Below are 15839 nucleotides of genomic sequence, written 5' to 3' on the forward strand. Positions count from 1 at the left end.
AGAAGCAGACCATGAAGCTTGGATGGCTCGCGGCCGTCGCCGCATTCGCTTGCCTCACGCCCGCCGCCGCGCAGGAACCGAAATCCGGTGGCGAATTGCGGATCGCGATCTCCGGCGACATCACCAGCAGCGAGCCGGGCGTGCGCCGCAGCGGCGATGCCGACACGGTCCTGCACCATGTCGTCGAGGCGCTGGTCGCCTATCGCGAGGATCTCAGCATCGCGCCGATGCTGGCGGAGAGCTACGCGATGTCGCCGGACGGGCGCAGCTACACCTTCAAGCTGCGCGACGGCATCACCTTCCATAATGGCGCGCCGATGACCTCCGCCGACGTCAAGTGGAGCTGGGATCGGATGCTCGACCCGGCGACGCGCTGGCAATGCCGCGGCTGGTATGACGGCACGCAGGACATGAAGATCGAAGCGATCGAGACACCCGATCCGAAGACCGTAGTGTTCCGGCTGGCGGCCCCCTCGGCGCTGTTCCTGCACTATGTCGCCAATATCCAGTGCATGACCGGCATCCTGCATCGCGATTCCGTCAATGCCGCCGGCGAATGGGTGAAGCCGATCGGCACCGGCCCCTTCGCCTTCACGGAATGGCGCAAGAACAGCTTCATCCTGCTCAAGAAATTTGCCGACTACAAATCCCGCAGCGAGCCGACGAGCGGCTATGCCGGGGCGCGCAAGGCCTATGTCGACCAGGTGCGCTGGATGGTGGTGCCCGACGATGCGACGCGGCGCGCCGGTTTGCAGGCCGGGCAGATCGACTGGATCATCACCGATGTCGCCGATATCGTCGAATTGCGTGCAGCCAAGGGCGTCAAGGTCGCGACGGCGCAGGGGCTGAGCTGGAACGTCCTGCTGATCCAGACCCGCGACCCGCTCCTCGCCGATCCCCGTATCCGCAAGGCGCTGGCCCATGCGATCGACCTGAAGACGCTGGTCGAGAACCGCACGGACGGGCTCGGCAAGCCCAATCCCTCGGCCATCCCGACGACCAGCGGGAGCCATACGGCCGTGCATGACCAGGGCTACACATACGACCCCGACCTCGCCCGCAAGCTGCTGAAGGAGGCCGGTTATGACGGGCGTCCGATCAAGCTGCAGACCTCGCAGAAGCTGGTCCATCTCTACGACACCGCCATCATCCTGCAGGCAATGCTCAAGCAGGCCGGCTTCAACGTCGAGCTCGACATGCTGGAATGGGCGACGCAGCTCGACCGCTACAGCAAGGGCAATTTCCAGCTTCAGTCCTTCCGTTTCACCGCGCGCTTCGACCCGTCGTTCAACTACAAGACCTTCGTCGGCTCGAAGGACGAGGATGCCGACGTGCAATGGGAGGACAAGCGTGCGGTCGAACTGCTGCTGGCCTCGGCGACCGAGCTCGACCCGGCCAAACGACAGGCCATGTTCGACGAGATGCACCAGCGCATGATCGAGCAGGTGCCGATCATCAGCCTCTACAACACCCCGCTCGTCGAGGCCTCGACCGACCGCATCGCCGGCGTCGAACTCACCAGTTCCGGCAAGACGCGGGCCTGGGGCGTCTGGGTCACGAAGTAAGGACGGCAAGAAGGGCTGCGCGGGAGCGTGCATGCTCCTGGCGCAGCCCCGTCAGCCCATCAATCCATCTCGACCGCTCGCGGCCCTTGCCGGAAGAACGATCCGACGCCGCCGTTTTCACCCGCTCGCATCCTGAAGCGGGACGAGCGCGCGGCGACGGGATCGGGGGAACCGTCTTGAAGCTGCCTTTGTGGGGAAGCGCGCTCAGCGCCACTCTGCTCGTCCAGGTCGTGAGTTCGTTCGCCGGGGCCGCCATCCCGCTTCTCGGCCCGCTCCTGACCCTGCGCTGGGGCCTTGCGCCCGAAAGCATCGGCTATGTTTCGGCCGTGGTCTCGACGGGCATCTGCTGGTTCCTCGCCTGCGGCAATCCGATGCTCGACCATCACGGCCCGGTTCGGGCGCTGCAGATCGGCCTGGCCTTCGTCGCCGCCGGCCTTCTGCTGCTGTCGCAGCCCTTCGGGCTGATCGGCCTTGCCGGCGCGCTGCTGGTCGGGCTCGGCCTCGCGCCCAACACTCCGGCCGGAAGCCAGATCCTGATGCGCACGGCGCCAGTCGACCACCGGACCCTCGTCTTCTCGATCAAGCAAGCCGGCGTCCCCCTCGGCGGCGCCATCGCGGGCTTCGCCGTCGCGCCCATGGTCCTGGGTTTCGGCTTCACCGGGGCGATCTGGGCCGTGGTCGCCATCGTCCTGGTCAGCGCGCTGGCGGTCCAGCCCTTCCGCGGGAGTCTCGACGCGGAGAAAGGCACGCAGAACCGCGCCTGGGCCCGGATGTTCCTGTCGCCGTCGTCGCTGGCGCGATCGGCGCGGGTGCTGAGCTCCCACTCCTCGCTGCCGATGCTCACCGCGCTCGGTGTCTCCTTCTCGATCACGCAGGCCTGCATCACCGCCTTCACCGCGACCTATATGGTGACCCAGCACGGCAAGACGCTGGCTGAGGCCGGGCACCTCGTCGCGGCCCTGCTGGTGGCGAGCACGATCGCGCGCATCTTCTTCGGCTGGCTGGCGGACCGGATGGGCGGCGGCCTGCGACTGCTCTGCCTGCTGGCGCTCGCCGCCGGCTCGACCATCGCCCTGCTGATCGGCACGGCAAGCACGAGCCCCTGGCTGATCTATCCCTGCATGGCCCTGGTCGGTGCGACCTCGATGGGCTGGAACGGCGTCCACATGGCCGAGCTGGCGCGCGTCTCGCCGCCCGCGCTGATCGGCGACGTCACCTCCGGGGCGAGCCTGTTCGGCTTCGTCGGCTCGATCTGCGGGCCGCTGGTCTTTGCCGTGATCGCAAACCGGACCGGCAGCTTCAACTGGCCCTTCCTGCTGGTCGCCGGCCAGCTTGCCGTGTTCGGGGCCTTCGCTCTCTGGTATCTGCGCCGTTCGGCGCAGGTCTGATCGCTCCGCAAATCCGGATAACATCAGGTTATACCTGATCCCGAATAAAGCATGAGAACAATGGAGGCGGGGCCTCTAGACCTTATCCTGGGGTTCGGCCCGTCGCGTCCGGTCCCGAGGTCATACGCCAATCCAGGAATCCGTCGATGTCCCGCCTCATCACCGTTGCCGCCGCACAGTTGGGTCCGATCCAGCGAGCCGACAGCCGCAAGCAGGTCATCGACCGGATGATCGCGCTGCTGGAGAAGGCCAAGGCGCAAGGCGCGACCTTCGTCGTGTTTCCCGAGCTCGCGCTGACCACCTTCTTCCCGCGCTGGTACCATGAGGATCGCGCCGAGGCGGATCAATGGTTCGAGCGCAGCATGCCCGGCCCGGATACGCAGGCACTGTTCGACAAGGCGAAGGAGCTCGGCCTCGCCATGAGCTTCGGCTATGCCGAGCTGACGCCCGAAGGCCGGCATTTCAACAGCTCGATCCTGGTCGACCGCGGCGGCCGTATCGTCGCCAAATACCGCAAGATCCACCTGCCTGGCCATGTCGAGTTCGACGCCGAGCGGACGCATCAGCATCTCGAGAAGCGCTATTTCGAGCCGGGCGATCTCGGCTTCCCGGTCTGGGAATTCGAAGGCGGGCTGTTCGGTATGGCGATCTGCAACGACCGGCGCTGGCCCGAGACCTATCGCGTCATGGGGCTGCAGGGCGTCGAGATGGTCGTGCTCGGCTACAACACCCCGTCCGCCAATTCGCAATCGCCCAACGAGACGGCAGCCGACCGGCTGTTCCACCACCGCCTGTCGGTGCAGGCCGGCGCCTACCAGAACTCGACCTGGGTCGTGGCCGTCGGCAAGGCCGGAACCGAAGACGGGCACCATCTTTTCGGGGGAACGCTGATCGCGGCGCCGGACGGCAAGATCGTCGGGGAGATCGACCATGAGGAGGACGGCGTGCTCGTCCATCCCTGCGATCTCGACGATACCCGCTTCGGCAAGGCGACGATCTTTGATTTCATCCGCCATCGCCGTGTCGAGCATTACGGCCTGATCACCGAACGCACCGGCGTCGGCGCGCCGCTCGGAAAGCCCGAGGGCGCCTGAGCGCCCTCGTTGCCGGCTTTACCGGAACGGGTCGAACGGGGTCGGGAAGCGACCGGTCGGCGTGATCTCGGCGTAAGGCGCGCGCGCCAGCAACTGCCCTTGCCCCGGCTGCGCCAACACCCGCTCGCCATCGAAGACGAGGCAGCCGCGCTGATAGGTCGCCGCCGGATAGCCCTGCACCGCCATGCCCTCATAAGGCGTGTAGTCGCTGCCATGATGCTGCATGGCATTGGTCAGCGTGACGCGCCGGTTGGGATCGAACAGCACGATATCGGCATCGGCCCCGACCGCGAGCGCGCCCTTGCGTGGCGCCAACCCGAAACGCCGCGCCGGATTGGTCGCGACGAGATCGACGAAGCGGCGCAGGTCGATGCGCCCCTTGGCGACACCCTCCGAGTAGAGAATGGGCAGGCGTGCGGCGAGACCGGGCACGCCGTTCGGGATCTTGTTGAAAGGTGCGCCCTCGCCGTGCTGCTTCTTGCCGCGCGGGTCGTCGTAGCGCAGCGGCGAATGGTCGGACGAGACGATGTCGATGACGCCGTCGCGCAGGAACTGCCAGAGCGCCTCCTGGTCGGCGGTCGAGCGCAGCGCCGGCGAGATCATGAACTTGGCGCCCTCGAAGCCCGGGCGATCCATGTCGGCCTCGTCGAGCACGAGATATTGCGTGCAGGTCTCGGCCCAGGCCTTCTGCCCGCGCTTCTGCGCCCGCTCGACCTCTTCGCCGGACTGCCGGCCCGAGACGTGGAAGACCTGGATCGGCGTATCCAGCGCCTCGGCCAGGGCGAGAATGCGATGCGTCGCCTCGCGTTCGACCACCATGGGCTTCGCCCAGGCGAGATGGCGCGGCGCCGTCTGGCCCGCCGCCAGCAGCGCCTGCGTCAGCCAAGTGATCAGTTCGTGATGCTCGGCATGGACGCAGACGAGCGCGCCGGCGCGCCGCGCCGCGGCCAGCGTCTGCAGGATCTGCGCATCGCCGAGACGGTTGCTGTCATAGGTCATGAAGATCTTGACCGAGCGATGCCCGGCCTCGACCAGCGCCGGCAATTCGGTGTCCAGCACCTCCGGAGTGGGATCGTTGACCAGAAGATGGAAGGCATGGTCGATCCGGGCCTGCTTCGCCTTCTCGGCATAGGCGGCAACCGCGCCGGCGAGCGAGCCGCCGCGAACCTGAGGTGCATGGCAGACGACCGTGGTCGTGCCGCCCGCCGCGGCAGAGGCCGTGCCGCTATCGAAGCCGTCGGCGATGTCGGCGCCCGAGGAGAAGGGCTGGTTGAGATGGACATGACTGTCGACCCCGCCGGGCAGGACGAGCAGGCCCTTTGCATCGACCTCCTCCTTGCCACGCGGCAGCCCCGCGCCGATCGCGGCGATGACACCGCCGGCAATACCGATATCGAAAGCTCCGATGGAGGAGGCGGTGACGGCCGTGCCGCCGCGGATGACGAGATCGAAATCGCTCATGGTCTTTCTCTCCATGCGACGGGGGCCGTGAAACGGCAGCCCGCAGCGCGCGAAACAGCGACGAGGTCAGGATGAAAACGGAACTGCGCGTCGCGCTCGGCGACAGGCTCTATGGCATCGAGCGTCCCTGGGGCGCCCTGCCGGCGACGCCGGGGCGGATCACCGATCTCACAGTCGGCAAGGACGGGCTGGTGCATGTCCTGCTGCGCCGCGACAGCGCCGTCGATCCCGAGGGGCCCTGCGTGATCACGCTCGCGAGCGATGGCAGCTTCGTCAGGAGCTGGGGCGAAAAGCTCTGCGTCGATGCTCACAAGATCGCGGCGATGCCCAATGGCGGCCTTGCCATCGTCGACCGCGACGCCCACCGCATCTTCTTCTGCGATGATGAGGGACGCATACGGCAGCAGATCGGCGAGAGCCATCGGCCCGGCCAGCCCTTCAACCATCCGAGCGATATCGCCTTTGCGCCCGATGGCGGCTTCTATGTCACCGATGGCTATGGCAATGGCCGCATCCGTCGCTACGACTCCGGCGGCAGCCTGATCGCGAGCTGGGGCTCGGTCGGGACGGCGCCGGGCGCGTTCCTGACGCCGCACGGCATCTGCGTGCTCGGCGACGGTCGCGTCATCGTCGCCGATCGCGAGAACAGCCGCGTGCAGAGCTTCACGGCCGGGGGCGAACTTCTCGCGGTCTGGGATGCGTTCCTGCGCCCGCAGGATGTCGTCGCCGATGCGGATGATCGAATCTATGTCTGCGACTCGATCCCGACGCTGAGCCTGCTCTCGGCGGATGGCGCCCTGCTCGGCCGCTGCCGGCCGGTGCTCAACGGCGCCCATGGCCTGTGGCTTGGAACGGCCGGCGATATCTTCCTCGCGGAGACCAACCCCAACCGCATCACGCGGCTTTTCCCCGTCGCGAGCTGACGCGACGGGCCACCGCGCCCTCATGCGGCGGAGACGGCCGTGCGGTTCTGCAGGCGCGAGACCAGCCGCACGAAGGGCCAGAACATCAGGAAGTAGACGATCGCCACTGCGATCAATGGCGTTGGGTTGTAGAGCAGGCCCTGGGCAAGCTGGGCCGAACGCAGCAGTTCCTGAAGTGCGACGGCGGATGCGATCGAGGTCTGCTTCACCAGCTCGACCGTGTTGCTGATCAGGTCCGGCAGCACGTTGCGCGTGCCCTGCGGCACCACGACATGGATCATGCTCTTGTACCAGCTCAAGCCCGTGGAGCGGGCCGCTTCGCGCTGGCCCTTCGGCACGGATTCGATGCCGGCGCGGAAGATCTCGGCGAAATAGCTCGAGCCGTTCAGCGTCAGCGCCAGCACGGCGGCCGTGAACTCGTTGAGCTTCAGGCCGAGGAAGGGCAGGCCGAAGAAGATGAAGATCAGCAGCACCAGCGGCGGGATGGCGCGCATCACGTCGACATAGGCGATCAGCAGGAAGCGCAGCAGCCGGTTCGGCACGTCCTGCGCCATGGCGATGGCGATACCACTGACGACCGAAAGCGGCACGGCGACGGCGGCCAATGCCAGCGTCATCCAGAAGCCCTGCAGCAGCAGCGGCCAGACCTGCTTGAGAACGTCGATATTGAGGAACGTCGTGACGAGATCGTCCATCATGACCTCGGATGCGCATAGGCGCGTTCGAGCCAGCGCGTGAAGCGCACGAAGGGCAGGAACAGCACGAGGAAGAGCAAGGCGCCGACGGTCAGCGCGGTCGGGTTGGCGACGTTGGACTGGATGCTGGAGGTCACGTTGAGCAGTTCCGGCACGGCCACGACCGAGCCCAGCGTGGTGCCCTTGCTGATGCCGATGGCGCGGTTGGTCAGAGGCGGGATCGAGATGCGCACCACCTGTGGCAGGATGATGTAGGCAAGCGTCTTGCTGAAGCTGAGGCCGGTCGAGCGCCCAGCTTCCCATTGTCCCTTGTGCACGGCGTTGATGCCGGCCCAGAAGATCTCCTCGGCGAAGGCCGAGAGCACGATCGCCAGCGCCAGCACCGTCGCGGTGATGGGCTCCAGCACCAGCCCGAAATAGGGCAGCGCGAAATAGGCCAGCACGATCAGGACGAGCTGCGGGATCGAGCGGAAGAAATCGATGTAGAAGATGATCAGCCAGTTCAGCGGCCGGATGCCGTAGAGCCTGAGGATCGCCAATGCGAGGCCGAGCGGGATGCCGATCAGAACCGTCAGGATCGACATCTGGACGGTGATCAGGAAGCCGCGCAGGATGTCCGGCCAATAGGCCGACATCAGCGAAAAATCGAAGAAATAACGGACGATCTGGTCCATGCGCCGTCAGCCGTGCGAGCGCATCACGAAGTCGCGGATGCGCTGGTGCTGCGGATTGATCAGGATCTCCTGCGGCGTGCCCTCGGCCAGAATCGCGCCATGATCCATGAAGACGACGCGGTCGGCGACATCGCGCGCGAACTTCATCTCATGGGTCACGACGATCATGGTCATGCCCATTTCCTTGGTCCGGACCATGACGTTGAGGACTTCGCCGACGAGCTCGGGGTCGAGCGCCGAGGTCGGCTCGTCGAAGAGCATGACCTGCGGCTCCAATGCCATGGCGCGAGCGATGCCGACGCGCTGCTGCTGGCCGCCGGACAGCTCGGCCGGATAGGCGTCGGCCTTGTGGGCAAGGCCGACGACTTCGAGATGGTGGCGGGCCTTCGCCTCGGCCTCCTGCTTGCTCAAGCCGACGACCTTGCGCAGCGCGAGCGAGACGTTCCCCAGCGCCGTCTTGTGCGGGTAGAGATGGATACCCTGGAAGACCATGCCGATGCCGCGGCGCAGGCGGTCGAGATCGACCTTGGGGCCGGTGACCTCCTGCCCGCCGAGGCGGATCGTGCCCGCCGTCGGCTCCTCAAGCCGGTTGATGCAGCGCAGGCAGGTGCTCTTGCCCGAACCGGAGGAGCCGACGATCACGACGGCCTCGCCCTTGCCGACCTTGAGGTCGACACCGCGCAGAACCTCGACATTGCCGAAGCTCTTGCGCAAGCCCTCGATCGAAACGATCGTTTCGGAAGGCGTGGCCGTCATGGCGGGCGCTGAGGTCACTTGCAGGCGGCCTTGTGCGGGGTCGCGTCGTAACCCTCGAAATCCGGCGCGCCGATGCCCGGATAAACCTTGGCGCTGGAGGAATCGGCCGCCGGCTTCACGCCGAACCACTTCTCATGGATCGCGGCCAGCGTGCCGTCGCTCTTGATGCATTCCAGCGCGGCCTCGACCTTGGCGCGGAACGCCGCATCCTCCTTGCGGAAAGCGATGCCGAAATTGTTGCCGCTGTTGAGCACGAATGCGACCTCGGCCATCGGCGTCTGCGTCGAGACATAGCGCGAGACCGGGACGTCGGCGACATTGGCGAAGGCGCGCCCGATCATCACGGCCTGCACGGCGTCGGCGTTCTTGTTGTAGCGCTGGATGGTGTAGCCGTATTTGGCTTCGTTGTCGGTCAGCCACTTGTCGGAGATCGAGCCGTTATTGACGGTCAGCGCCTTGCCCTTCAGCTCCTCCAGATTGGCGATCTTGGCGCCCTTCTTGACGAGGAAGCCGAGACCCGTCGGCATATAGGGCTCGCTGAACAGCATCTGCGCGGCGCGGTCTTTCGTGATGTTGGTCGGCGCCGGGATCATCTCGTAGCGCTTGGAGAACAGGCCCGCGAAAATCGCCGAGAAATTGGAATCCGTGACCTCGACGCCGGGGCGCCCGAGCTGCTTCGCCAGTGCAGCCGACATGTCGTAGGTGAAGCCCGTCGCCTCGCCGGCCGGCGTCTTGAAGCAGAACGGCGCGAAGCCGAGATCGCAGGCCACCTTCAGCTTCTCGCCCTGCGGATGGTCGGCATCCTGCGCCAGGGCCGGCATGGCGAGCATGGCGCCGAGCACGGCGCCCGCTGCAAAGGCACGCGTCAGCTTGATCGAATTCAGCTTCATCTTTCCCGCTCCCGTTATGCGTTGTGGCTACGCCGCGATTGCTGCCCCCTGTCCCTGCAACAATCCGGCCATGTCCAAGGGGAGCCTAACAGGGCGAAATCATGCCCAGCCAATCATTTATTGTCGGGTGGCCATAACCTGATGTTAAGTTCCAACCTCGCCGTCCTCGCCGGAGGCAGCGGGAGGCGACGGTACCAGGCCGCGCAGAATATCGACGAAAGCACTCGCCGTGCGTGACAGCGGCTCGAAGCGCGGCGTCAGCAGATGGGCGCGGACGCGCGTCTTGGGTGCGAGCGGGCGCGATACCAGTTCCGGCCAGGTCCGCCCACGCAGCACGAACTCGTCGACGACCCCGACGCCCGCCCCCGCACGCACCATCGCGCAGGCAACCGGCGTGAAACGGACGACGGTGCTGATCCTGAGCGGCGCGGATTTCAATGTGAGGGCACGCCCGACGACATCGCCATAGGGCGTCTGCGGCCCGAACCCGATCAGCGGATAAGGCGCGAGATCGGCCGGGCGGACCACGCGCAATCGCGCCAGCGCATGGTCGCGCGGCATGATCACCATCAGCCGCCCTTCCGTCAGGATCTCCGTATTGAGCGTCGGCTCGTCGACCGGGATGATCGAGACGCCGAGATCGGCACGGCCGGCCACGACCTTGGCGACGACCTCCAGCAGGGTCAGCACCTCGAACTCGACGCGCAGGTCCGGGAAGCGCTCGCGCAGCCGCGCGATGGCATCCGGCACCAGCGCCTGGCCGACGCTCGGGCTCGCGACGATCCGCACCGACCCGGTACCGCGCTCGCGCAATTCATCGGCGAGCTCGTTGACCCTGACCACGCCCTGATGGACCTGATCGACCTCCTGGAACAGGCGGCGCGCCTCGGGCGTCGGCTGGACACGGCCGCGCACGCGCTCGAACAGGCGCAGCGCCAATCGGTCCTCGGTATAGGCCAGCAGGCGGCTGATCGCCGGCTGCGAGACCGAGAGCAGGCGGGCCGCGCCGCTGATCGATCCGGTGATCATGATGGCCCGGAAGACTTCGATCTGCCGAAGATTGAGGCGCATGGCAATAACATCCGTTTATGGTCGGCCGCATAATAAGCATGATTCATTTCGCGCCTAGCGTTCTAAGCTCGACCTCGTGCCGGCAACGACCGGCTCGCCGAGCATGGCGCGAAAAAGTGGGAACCGGTTTTTCGCTTCAGCAATGCTCCCAACCAAAGCAGGGTGAGGCCGGCCGATGAGACGCTTTCTGACGAGCAGGGATGTCGAGGCCGCCGTGGCCGGCGGCTCCGTCTTCGCAGCGGGCGGCGGCGGCTGGGCCGATCACGGACGCATGCTCGGCACCGCCGCGGTCAACACCGGCAGGCCCGAGCTCGTCACGATGGACGAGATTCCCGACGACGCGATCATCGCCACCGCCGCCGCCATCGGCGCGCCCGGCGGCACGACCGAGTGGGAGATGTGGGGCATCGACTACGTCAAGGCCGTGCAATTGCTGCAGGAGGCGCTGGGCAAGCCGATCTACGGCCTGATCATCGGCCAGAACGGCATGTCGAGCACGCTGAACGCCTGGCTCCCGAGCGCGATCCTCGGCATCAAGGTGGTCGATGCCGTCGGCGATATCCGCGCCCATCCCACCGGCGACATGGGCTCGATCGGTCTTGCCAACAGCCCGGAAGCGACGATCCAGGTCGCGGTCGGCGGCAATCGTTCGAAGAACCAGTATATCGAGCTGGTGACGCGCGGCGCCACCGCCAAGGTCTCGCCGATCCTGCGCACGGCCTCGGACATGTCGGGCGGCTTCATCGCCTCCTGCCGCAATCCCGTTTCGGCGGCCTATGTCCGGAAGAACGCGGCGCTCGGCGGCATCTCGATGGCGCTGGCCTTGGGCGAGCGCATTCTCGCCGCCAAGCCGAAGGGCGGCAGCGCGGTCATCGACGCGATCTGCGACGAGACCGGCGGCTCGATCATCGCGCGCGGGACCGTGGCGAAGAAGGATGTGCGCTACACCAACGAGGCCTTCGACATCGGCACGATCCAGGTCGGGACCGGCGCCGCCGCCCGCGTCATCCATGTCATGAACGAATACATGGCCGTGACCGATCCCGACGGCGCCCGGCATGCCTGCTTCCCGGACGTGATCACCACGCTCGACGCCGACGGCCAACCGGTCAGCTCCGGCCATGTCCGCGAGGGCATGGAACTCTCGGTGCTGCGCGTGCCCAAGGACAAGATCCCGCTGAGCTCCAGCGTGACCGACCCCAGCGTCTATCCGATCGTCGAGAAGGCGCTCGGCATGAATTTCACCGACTACGCGCTCGGCCGCGCGGACTAGTCCGCACGGCTCTCCGTCCACCCCTCAGGATCAACCGGATACCCGACCATGAGCGATTTCGATCTCGTCCTCCGCGGCAATATCGTGCTGTCCGACCGGATCATCGAGGACGGCTATGTCGCCGTCAGCGGCGGCAAGATCGGCAAGGTCGGCTCGGGCACGCCGCCCTCGGCCCGCGAGACCCAGGATTTCCGCGGCCAGTGGATCATTCCCGGCGTCATCGATGGACAGGTCCATTCCGGCAGCCAGGCTAATCACGAGGGCATCGGCATGTGCTCGCGGGCGGCGGCGGCCGGCGGCGTCACCGTGATGGTCGACATGCCCTATGACGAGCCGGAGCCCGTCACCAGCGCAAAACTCTTCAACGAGAAGGTCGCGGTGGTCGAGCGCGACGCCCATGTCGATGTCGCCCTCTACGCCACGATCACCATCGAGAACGGGCTCCATGCCATTCCCGGGCTGGTCGAGGCCGGCGCCTGCGCCTTCAAGTTCTCGACCTTCGAGGCCAATCCGACGCGCTTTCCCCGCATCGGCGACGACACGCTCTACGAGGCCTTCAAGCTGATCGAGCCGACCGGGCTGCTCTGCGGCGTCCATAACCAGGACCAGGAGATGACAAGGCGCAATATCGCCCGGCTGATCGAGGCTGGCGATACCGGCCCGGACGCCTTCCTGCGCGCCCATCCCCCGCTCGTCGAGAACCTCGCCACCGCCCGGATCTACGAGATCGGCGCCGAGACCGGGGCGCGTGCGCACGCCGTCCACGTCTCGACCTCGCGCGGCTTCGAGATCTGCAACATGTACAAGCAGGCCGGGTACAAGGCGACGGTCGAGAGCTGCGTGCAGTATTTCATGCTCAATGCCGAGGAGCACGGCCCGCGCTTCGGTGCCAAGATCAAACATTACCCGCCGATCCGCCCGAAGGCCGAGAGCGACCTGCTCTGGAGCCATCTCGCCGCCGGCCATTGCGACTTCATCTCGTCGGATCACGTCTCCTGGGGGCTGGAGAAGAAGGGCGACCCGATGATCTTCAAGAACACCTCGGGCGGGCCCGGCATCGAAACCCTGCTGCCGGCGCTCTGGACCGGCTGCGAGGAGCACGGCCTGTCGCCGACCATCGTGGTGAAGCAGCTCTGCGAGGGGCCGGCCAAGGCCTTCCTGCTCGCCGACAAGGGCCGGCTCGAAGCCGGCGCCGATGCCGATATCACCGTGCTGGAGCCCGGCCGCTTCATCCACGACCCCAGCAAGAGCCTCGCGGCGGTGAAGTGGAGCTCGATGGAGGGTCGCGAATTCCGCGTCCGCGTCGCTGCGACCTATGTCCGCGGCCAGCTCGCCTGGGACGGCAAGGAGATCCGCAACAAGGCCGGCGACGGCCGCTTCCTGCGCCCGGCGGCGTGATCACCATGTCGATCGATCAGGACCGGCTCTGGCGCCGTATCGAGGCGCTCTCGGGGATCACCGACCCGGAGCGCCCGTGGACGCGCCGCTCCTTCACCCCGCGCTTCCTCGAAGGGCGGGAATGGTTGACGGCAGCATTCCGCGAAGCCGGGCTGGAGACGGAACTCGATGCCGCCGGCAATCTGATCGGCCGGCTCGCGGGCGCCGATCCGAGCCTGAAGCCGATCCTGATCGGCTCGCATTCCGACACGGTGCCCTCGGGCGGGCGCTATGACGGTATTCTGGGCGTGCTCGCCGCGCTTGAGGTCGCGCAGAGCTTCAGCGAGCGCGGCGACCGCCTGCGCCATACGCTGGAGGTCGTCGACTTCCTCGCCGAGGAGCCGAGCGAGTTCGGCCTCTCCTGCATCGGCAGCCGCGCGCTCGCCGGAACGCTGAGCGAAGAGCATCTGGCAATGACCCGCCCCGACGGCATGACGCTGCGCGAGGGCATCGCTTTCGTCGGCGGGCGGCCGGCGGAGCTGGCCTCGGTCAGGCGGCCGGCAGACGGCATCGCGGCCTATGTCGAGGTCCATATCGAGCAGGGCCGCGTGCTGGAGAACGAGCGCATCCCGATCGGCATCGTCACCGATATCGTCGGGATCCGCCGCGAGCGCATCATCGTCACCGGCCGGGCCGACCATGCCGGCGCGACGCCGATGCCGCTGCGGGCCGATGCATTGGTCGGCGCCGCCAAGCTGATCGAGGCCGCCTACAAGCGCGCGCTTTCGACTGCGCGCGACAACCAGCCGCTCGTTGCCACCTTCGGGCGCATCGAGGTCAGCCCCAACGCGTCGAACGCCGTGCCGGGCGAGGCCATGATGACGCTCGAAGTCCGCTCCGGCAACGAAGCCGCGGTCAAGGCCTTCGGCGAGGCGCTGGTACGCGATCTGCGCCCTGCCTTGGAGGAACTGCGCCTCACCATCGCCGTCGAGCCGATCAGCCATGTCGCGCCGACGGCCTGTGCTCGGCAAGTCCGCTCCGCCATCGCCAATGCCTCGGCTTCGCTCGGGCTCGCCACGCGCGACCTGCCGAGCGGCGCCGGCCATGACGGCGTCCATATCGCCCATATCGGCCCGGTCGGGATGATCTTCGTGCCCTGTCTCGAGGGGCGCAGCCATGCGCCGGAGGAATCCATCACGCCGGACCAGGCCGGCGACGGCGCCCGCGTGCTCGCCGAAACGGTGCGCCTGCTCGATGCGCAGCTAGGCTGAGGCGATGGATTGGGCCGCGAGCGACCTCAAGGAACGCGATCTCTACAAGCTCCTCGTCAACACGGTGCTGCCGCGCCCGATCGCACTCGTCACCACGGTCGACGCGGAGGGACGCGCCAATTCCGCGCCCTTCAGCTTCTTCAACGTCTTCAGCCATGCCCCGCCGCTGGTGGTGCTCGGCATCGAGGGCCGCAGCGGCACCGAGCCGCTGAAGGACACGATGCGCAATATCCGCGAGACCGGCAGCTTCGTCGTCAATCTCGTCGACCGGGCGATGGTTGCAGCCATGCAGGTCTGCGCCATCGACTTCCCCTCCGAGATCGACGAGATCGCAGCGGCCGGGCTCGACACTGTGGCGAGCGCCAAGGTCGCGGCGCCGCGGCTTGCCGCCTCGCCTGTCCAGCTCGAATGCCGCGAGACGGTCTCGCTCTCGTTCGGCGCCAAGCATCGTAATCTCGTCGTCGGCGAGATCGTCCATCTTCATATCCGCGACGGCATCGTCGACGAGCGGCTGCATATCGATATCGACAAGCTCGATCTCGTTGGTCGGCTGCATGGCGCCGACTGGTATCTTGGCCTGGGCGATCGTTTCCAAGAACCGCGCCAGACGCTGGACGGCTGGCGCGAGCGGGGCCGACCCACCATTCCCGAAGGAGAGACCTCGTGAGCGGCACGATCTACGTCATCAACCCGAACTCGACCGAGCGGGTGACACGGGGCATCGATGAGGCCGTCGCGCCGCTGCGCATGGCCGGCGGGCCGGCGATCGAATGCCTGACGCTGGCCGACGGCCCGCCCGGCATCCAGTCGCAGCGCGATGTCGACGGGCTGATCCCGGCCTTGCTGAAACGCGCCGCCGCGCTGGAGACCGAAGCCGCCGCCTTCGTCGTCGCCTGCTTCTCCGATCCCGGCATGCACTCGCTGCGCGAGCAGAGCACGAAGCCGGTGCTCGGCATCGCCGAATGCGGCGTGCTGACGGCGCTTACTCTCGGCCAGCGCTTCGGCATCATCGCGATGCTGGAGAATTCGATCCCGCGTCATCTGCGCTATCTTGGCGCCATGGGCATGATGGACCGTTTCGCCGGCGACCTGCCTGTGAACCTCACCATCCAGGAAATGGCCGACGAGCGGATCACGCTGGAACGCATGATCGGCGTCGGCCGGGCCTTGCGCGATACGCACCATGCCGATGTGCTGGTGATGGGCTGCGCCGGCATGGCGCGCTTCCGCGAGCCGCTCGAGCGCGAGCTCGGCGTGCCGGTCGTCGAGCCGACGCAGGCCGCGGTGACGATGGCGGTCGGGCGCGTCCGGCTAGGCTGGGGCGGGCGCCCCCTCACCCGAGGCTGAAGCATGGACAGCTTTCCCGACCGGCATCCCGGCAAGATCGCGTGCATCATCCCG

The 15839-nt window shown here is 66.9% G+C and carries 15 protein-coding genes; 9 read left to right on the top strand and 6 right to left on the bottom strand.

Going from position 1 to position 15839, the window contains the following annotated elements:
• The first annotated feature begins 11 nt into the window (after positions 1-11).
• From BLQ70_RS14975 to BLQ70_RS14985, 3 genes are all read left to right on the top strand, one after another.
• Positions 12-1565, top strand: a complete 1554-nt coding sequence (locus BLQ70_RS14975; protein WP_091857985.1) for an ABC transporter substrate-binding protein — start codon at positions 12-14, stop codon at positions 1563-1565.
• Positions 1566-1741: 176 nt separating this feature from the next.
• On the top strand, positions 1742-2953 hold the full coding sequence (locus BLQ70_RS14980) for an MFS transporter (protein ID WP_170843421.1): 1212 nt from the start codon (positions 1742-1744) through the stop codon (positions 2951-2953).
• Positions 2954-3099: 146 nt separating this feature from the next.
• Complete coding sequence (locus tag BLQ70_RS14985; RefSeq protein WP_091857991.1) at positions 3100-4047, top strand: N-carbamoyl-D-amino-acid hydrolase; 948 nt, start codon at positions 3100-3102, stop codon at positions 4045-4047.
• Between the two features lie 18 nt (positions 4048-4065).
• On the opposite strand, the gene hydA is transcribed toward BLQ70_RS14985, so the two are convergent.
• Positions 4066-5508: a dihydropyrimidinase gene (hydA, locus tag BLQ70_RS14990; RefSeq protein WP_091857994.1), complete on the bottom strand. Its 1443-nt coding sequence runs from the start codon at positions 5506-5508 to the stop codon at positions 4066-4068.
• A 71-nt stretch (positions 5509-5579) separates the two neighbouring features.
• Here hydA and BLQ70_RS14995 point away from each other — a divergent pair, with 71 nt between their 5' ends.
• Positions 5580-6431: an NHL repeat-containing protein gene (locus BLQ70_RS14995; RefSeq protein ID WP_091857997.1), complete on the top strand. Its 852-nt coding sequence runs from the start codon at positions 5580-5582 to the stop codon at positions 6429-6431.
• A gap of 20 nt (positions 6432-6451) precedes the next feature.
• On the opposite strand, the gene BLQ70_RS15000 is transcribed toward BLQ70_RS14995, so the two are convergent.
• The 5 genes from BLQ70_RS15000 to BLQ70_RS15020 form a co-directional block, all read right to left on the bottom strand.
• On the bottom strand, positions 6452-7126 hold the full coding sequence (locus BLQ70_RS15000) for an amino acid ABC transporter permease (protein WP_091858000.1): 675 nt from the start codon (positions 7124-7126) through the stop codon (positions 6452-6454).
• Entirely contained in the window at positions 7126-7800 is a 675-nt protein-coding gene (locus tag BLQ70_RS15005) for an amino acid ABC transporter permease (RefSeq protein ID WP_061968490.1), read from the bottom strand. The genes BLQ70_RS15000 and BLQ70_RS15005 overlap by 1 nt, the downstream gene beginning before the upstream one ends.
• Before the next feature lie 6 nt (positions 7801-7806).
• A complete protein-coding gene (locus tag BLQ70_RS15010; protein ID WP_091858003.1) occupies positions 7807-8556 on the bottom strand; it encodes an amino acid ABC transporter ATP-binding protein in 750 nt (249 codons plus the stop codon).
• 14 nt (positions 8557-8570) lie between these two features.
• Positions 8571-9446 (bottom strand): substrate-binding periplasmic protein, encoded by an 876-nt coding sequence (locus BLQ70_RS15015; RefSeq protein WP_244492871.1) that lies wholly within the window; start codon positions 9444-9446, stop codon positions 8571-8573.
• Between the two features lie 144 nt (positions 9447-9590).
• The gene (locus BLQ70_RS15020) at positions 9591-10517 is read right to left on the bottom strand and encodes a LysR family transcriptional regulator (RefSeq protein WP_091858007.1); all 927 of its coding nucleotides are present in this window, start codon (positions 10515-10517) and stop codon (positions 9591-9593) included.
• A 175-nt stretch (positions 10518-10692) separates the two neighbouring features.
• Between BLQ70_RS15020 and BLQ70_RS15025 the strand changes: the two genes are divergently transcribed.
• From BLQ70_RS15025 to BLQ70_RS15045, 5 genes are read left to right on the top strand one after another with little or no spacing between them, the layout of a single operon-like run.
• Positions 10693-11790: a DUF917 domain-containing protein gene (locus BLQ70_RS15025; RefSeq protein ID WP_091858010.1), complete on the top strand. Its 1098-nt coding sequence runs from the start codon at positions 10693-10695 to the stop codon at positions 11788-11790.
• A gap of 48 nt (positions 11791-11838) precedes the next feature.
• Complete coding sequence (locus tag BLQ70_RS15030) at positions 11839-13188, top strand: dihydroorotase (protein ID WP_091858013.1); 1350 nt, start codon at positions 11839-11841, stop codon at positions 13186-13188.
• A gap of 5 nt (positions 13189-13193) precedes the next feature.
• Entirely contained in the window at positions 13194-14438 is a 1245-nt protein-coding gene (locus BLQ70_RS15035) for a Zn-dependent hydrolase (protein WP_091858015.1), read from the top strand.
• A gap of 4 nt (positions 14439-14442) precedes the next feature.
• Positions 14443-15105 (top strand): flavin reductase family protein, encoded by a 663-nt coding sequence (locus tag BLQ70_RS15040; protein WP_091858018.1) that lies wholly within the window; start codon positions 14443-14445, stop codon positions 15103-15105.
• A complete protein-coding gene (locus BLQ70_RS15045; protein WP_091858021.1) occupies positions 15102-15785 on the top strand; it encodes an aspartate/glutamate racemase family protein in 684 nt (227 codons plus the stop codon). The genes BLQ70_RS15040 and BLQ70_RS15045 overlap by 4 nt, the downstream gene beginning before the upstream one ends.
• Positions 15786-15839: the final 54 nt, after the last annotated feature.

The organism is Allobosea robiniae (genome assembly GCF_900102525.1).
GTDB lineage: Bacteria > Pseudomonadota > Alphaproteobacteria > Rhizobiales > Beijerinckiaceae > Allobosea > Allobosea robiniae.

Bases quoted from the DNA above. Each gene is read 5' to 3' on its own strand.
- BLQ70_RS14975 (WP_091857985.1), top strand. From the start codon at position 12: ATGAAGCTTGGATGGCTCGCGGCCGTCGCCGCATTCGCTTGCCTCACG.
- BLQ70_RS14985 (WP_091857991.1), top strand. From the start codon at position 3,100: ATGTCCCGCCTCATCACCGTTGCCGCCGCACAGTTGGGTCCGATCCAG.
- hydA (WP_091857994.1), bottom strand. From the start codon at position 5,508: ATGAGCGATTTCGATCTCGTCATCCGCGGCGGCACGGCCGTCACCGCC.
- BLQ70_RS14995 (WP_091857997.1), top strand. From the start codon at position 5,580: ATGAAAACGGAACTGCGCGTCGCGCTCGGCGACAGGCTCTATGGCATC.
- BLQ70_RS15000 (WP_091858000.1), bottom strand. From the start codon at position 7,126: ATGGACGATCTCGTCACGACGTTCCTCAATATCGACGTTCTCAAGCAG.
- BLQ70_RS15005 (WP_061968490.1), bottom strand. From the start codon at position 7,800: ATGGACCAGATCGTCCGTTATTTCTTCGATTTTTCGCTGATGTCGGCC.
- BLQ70_RS15010 (WP_091858003.1), bottom strand. From the start codon at position 8,556: ATGACGGCCACGCCTTCCGAAACGATCGTTTCGATCGAGGGCTTGCGC.
- BLQ70_RS15015 (WP_244492871.1), bottom strand. From the start codon at position 9,446: ATGAAGCTGAATTCGATCAAGCTGACGCGTGCCTTTGCAGCGGGCGCC.
- BLQ70_RS15020 (WP_091858007.1), bottom strand. From the start codon at position 10,517: ATGCGCCTCAATCTTCGGCAGATCGAAGTCTTCCGGGCCATCATGATC.
- BLQ70_RS15025 (WP_091858010.1), top strand. From the start codon at position 10,693: ATGAGACGCTTTCTGACGAGCAGGGATGTCGAGGCCGCCGTGGCCGGC.
- BLQ70_RS15030 (WP_091858013.1), top strand. From the start codon at position 11,839: ATGAGCGATTTCGATCTCGTCCTCCGCGGCAATATCGTGCTGTCCGAC.
- BLQ70_RS15035 (WP_091858015.1), top strand. From the start codon at position 13,194: ATGTCGATCGATCAGGACCGGCTCTGGCGCCGTATCGAGGCGCTCTCG.
- BLQ70_RS15040 (WP_091858018.1), top strand. From the start codon at position 14,443: ATGGATTGGGCCGCGAGCGACCTCAAGGAACGCGATCTCTACAAGCTC.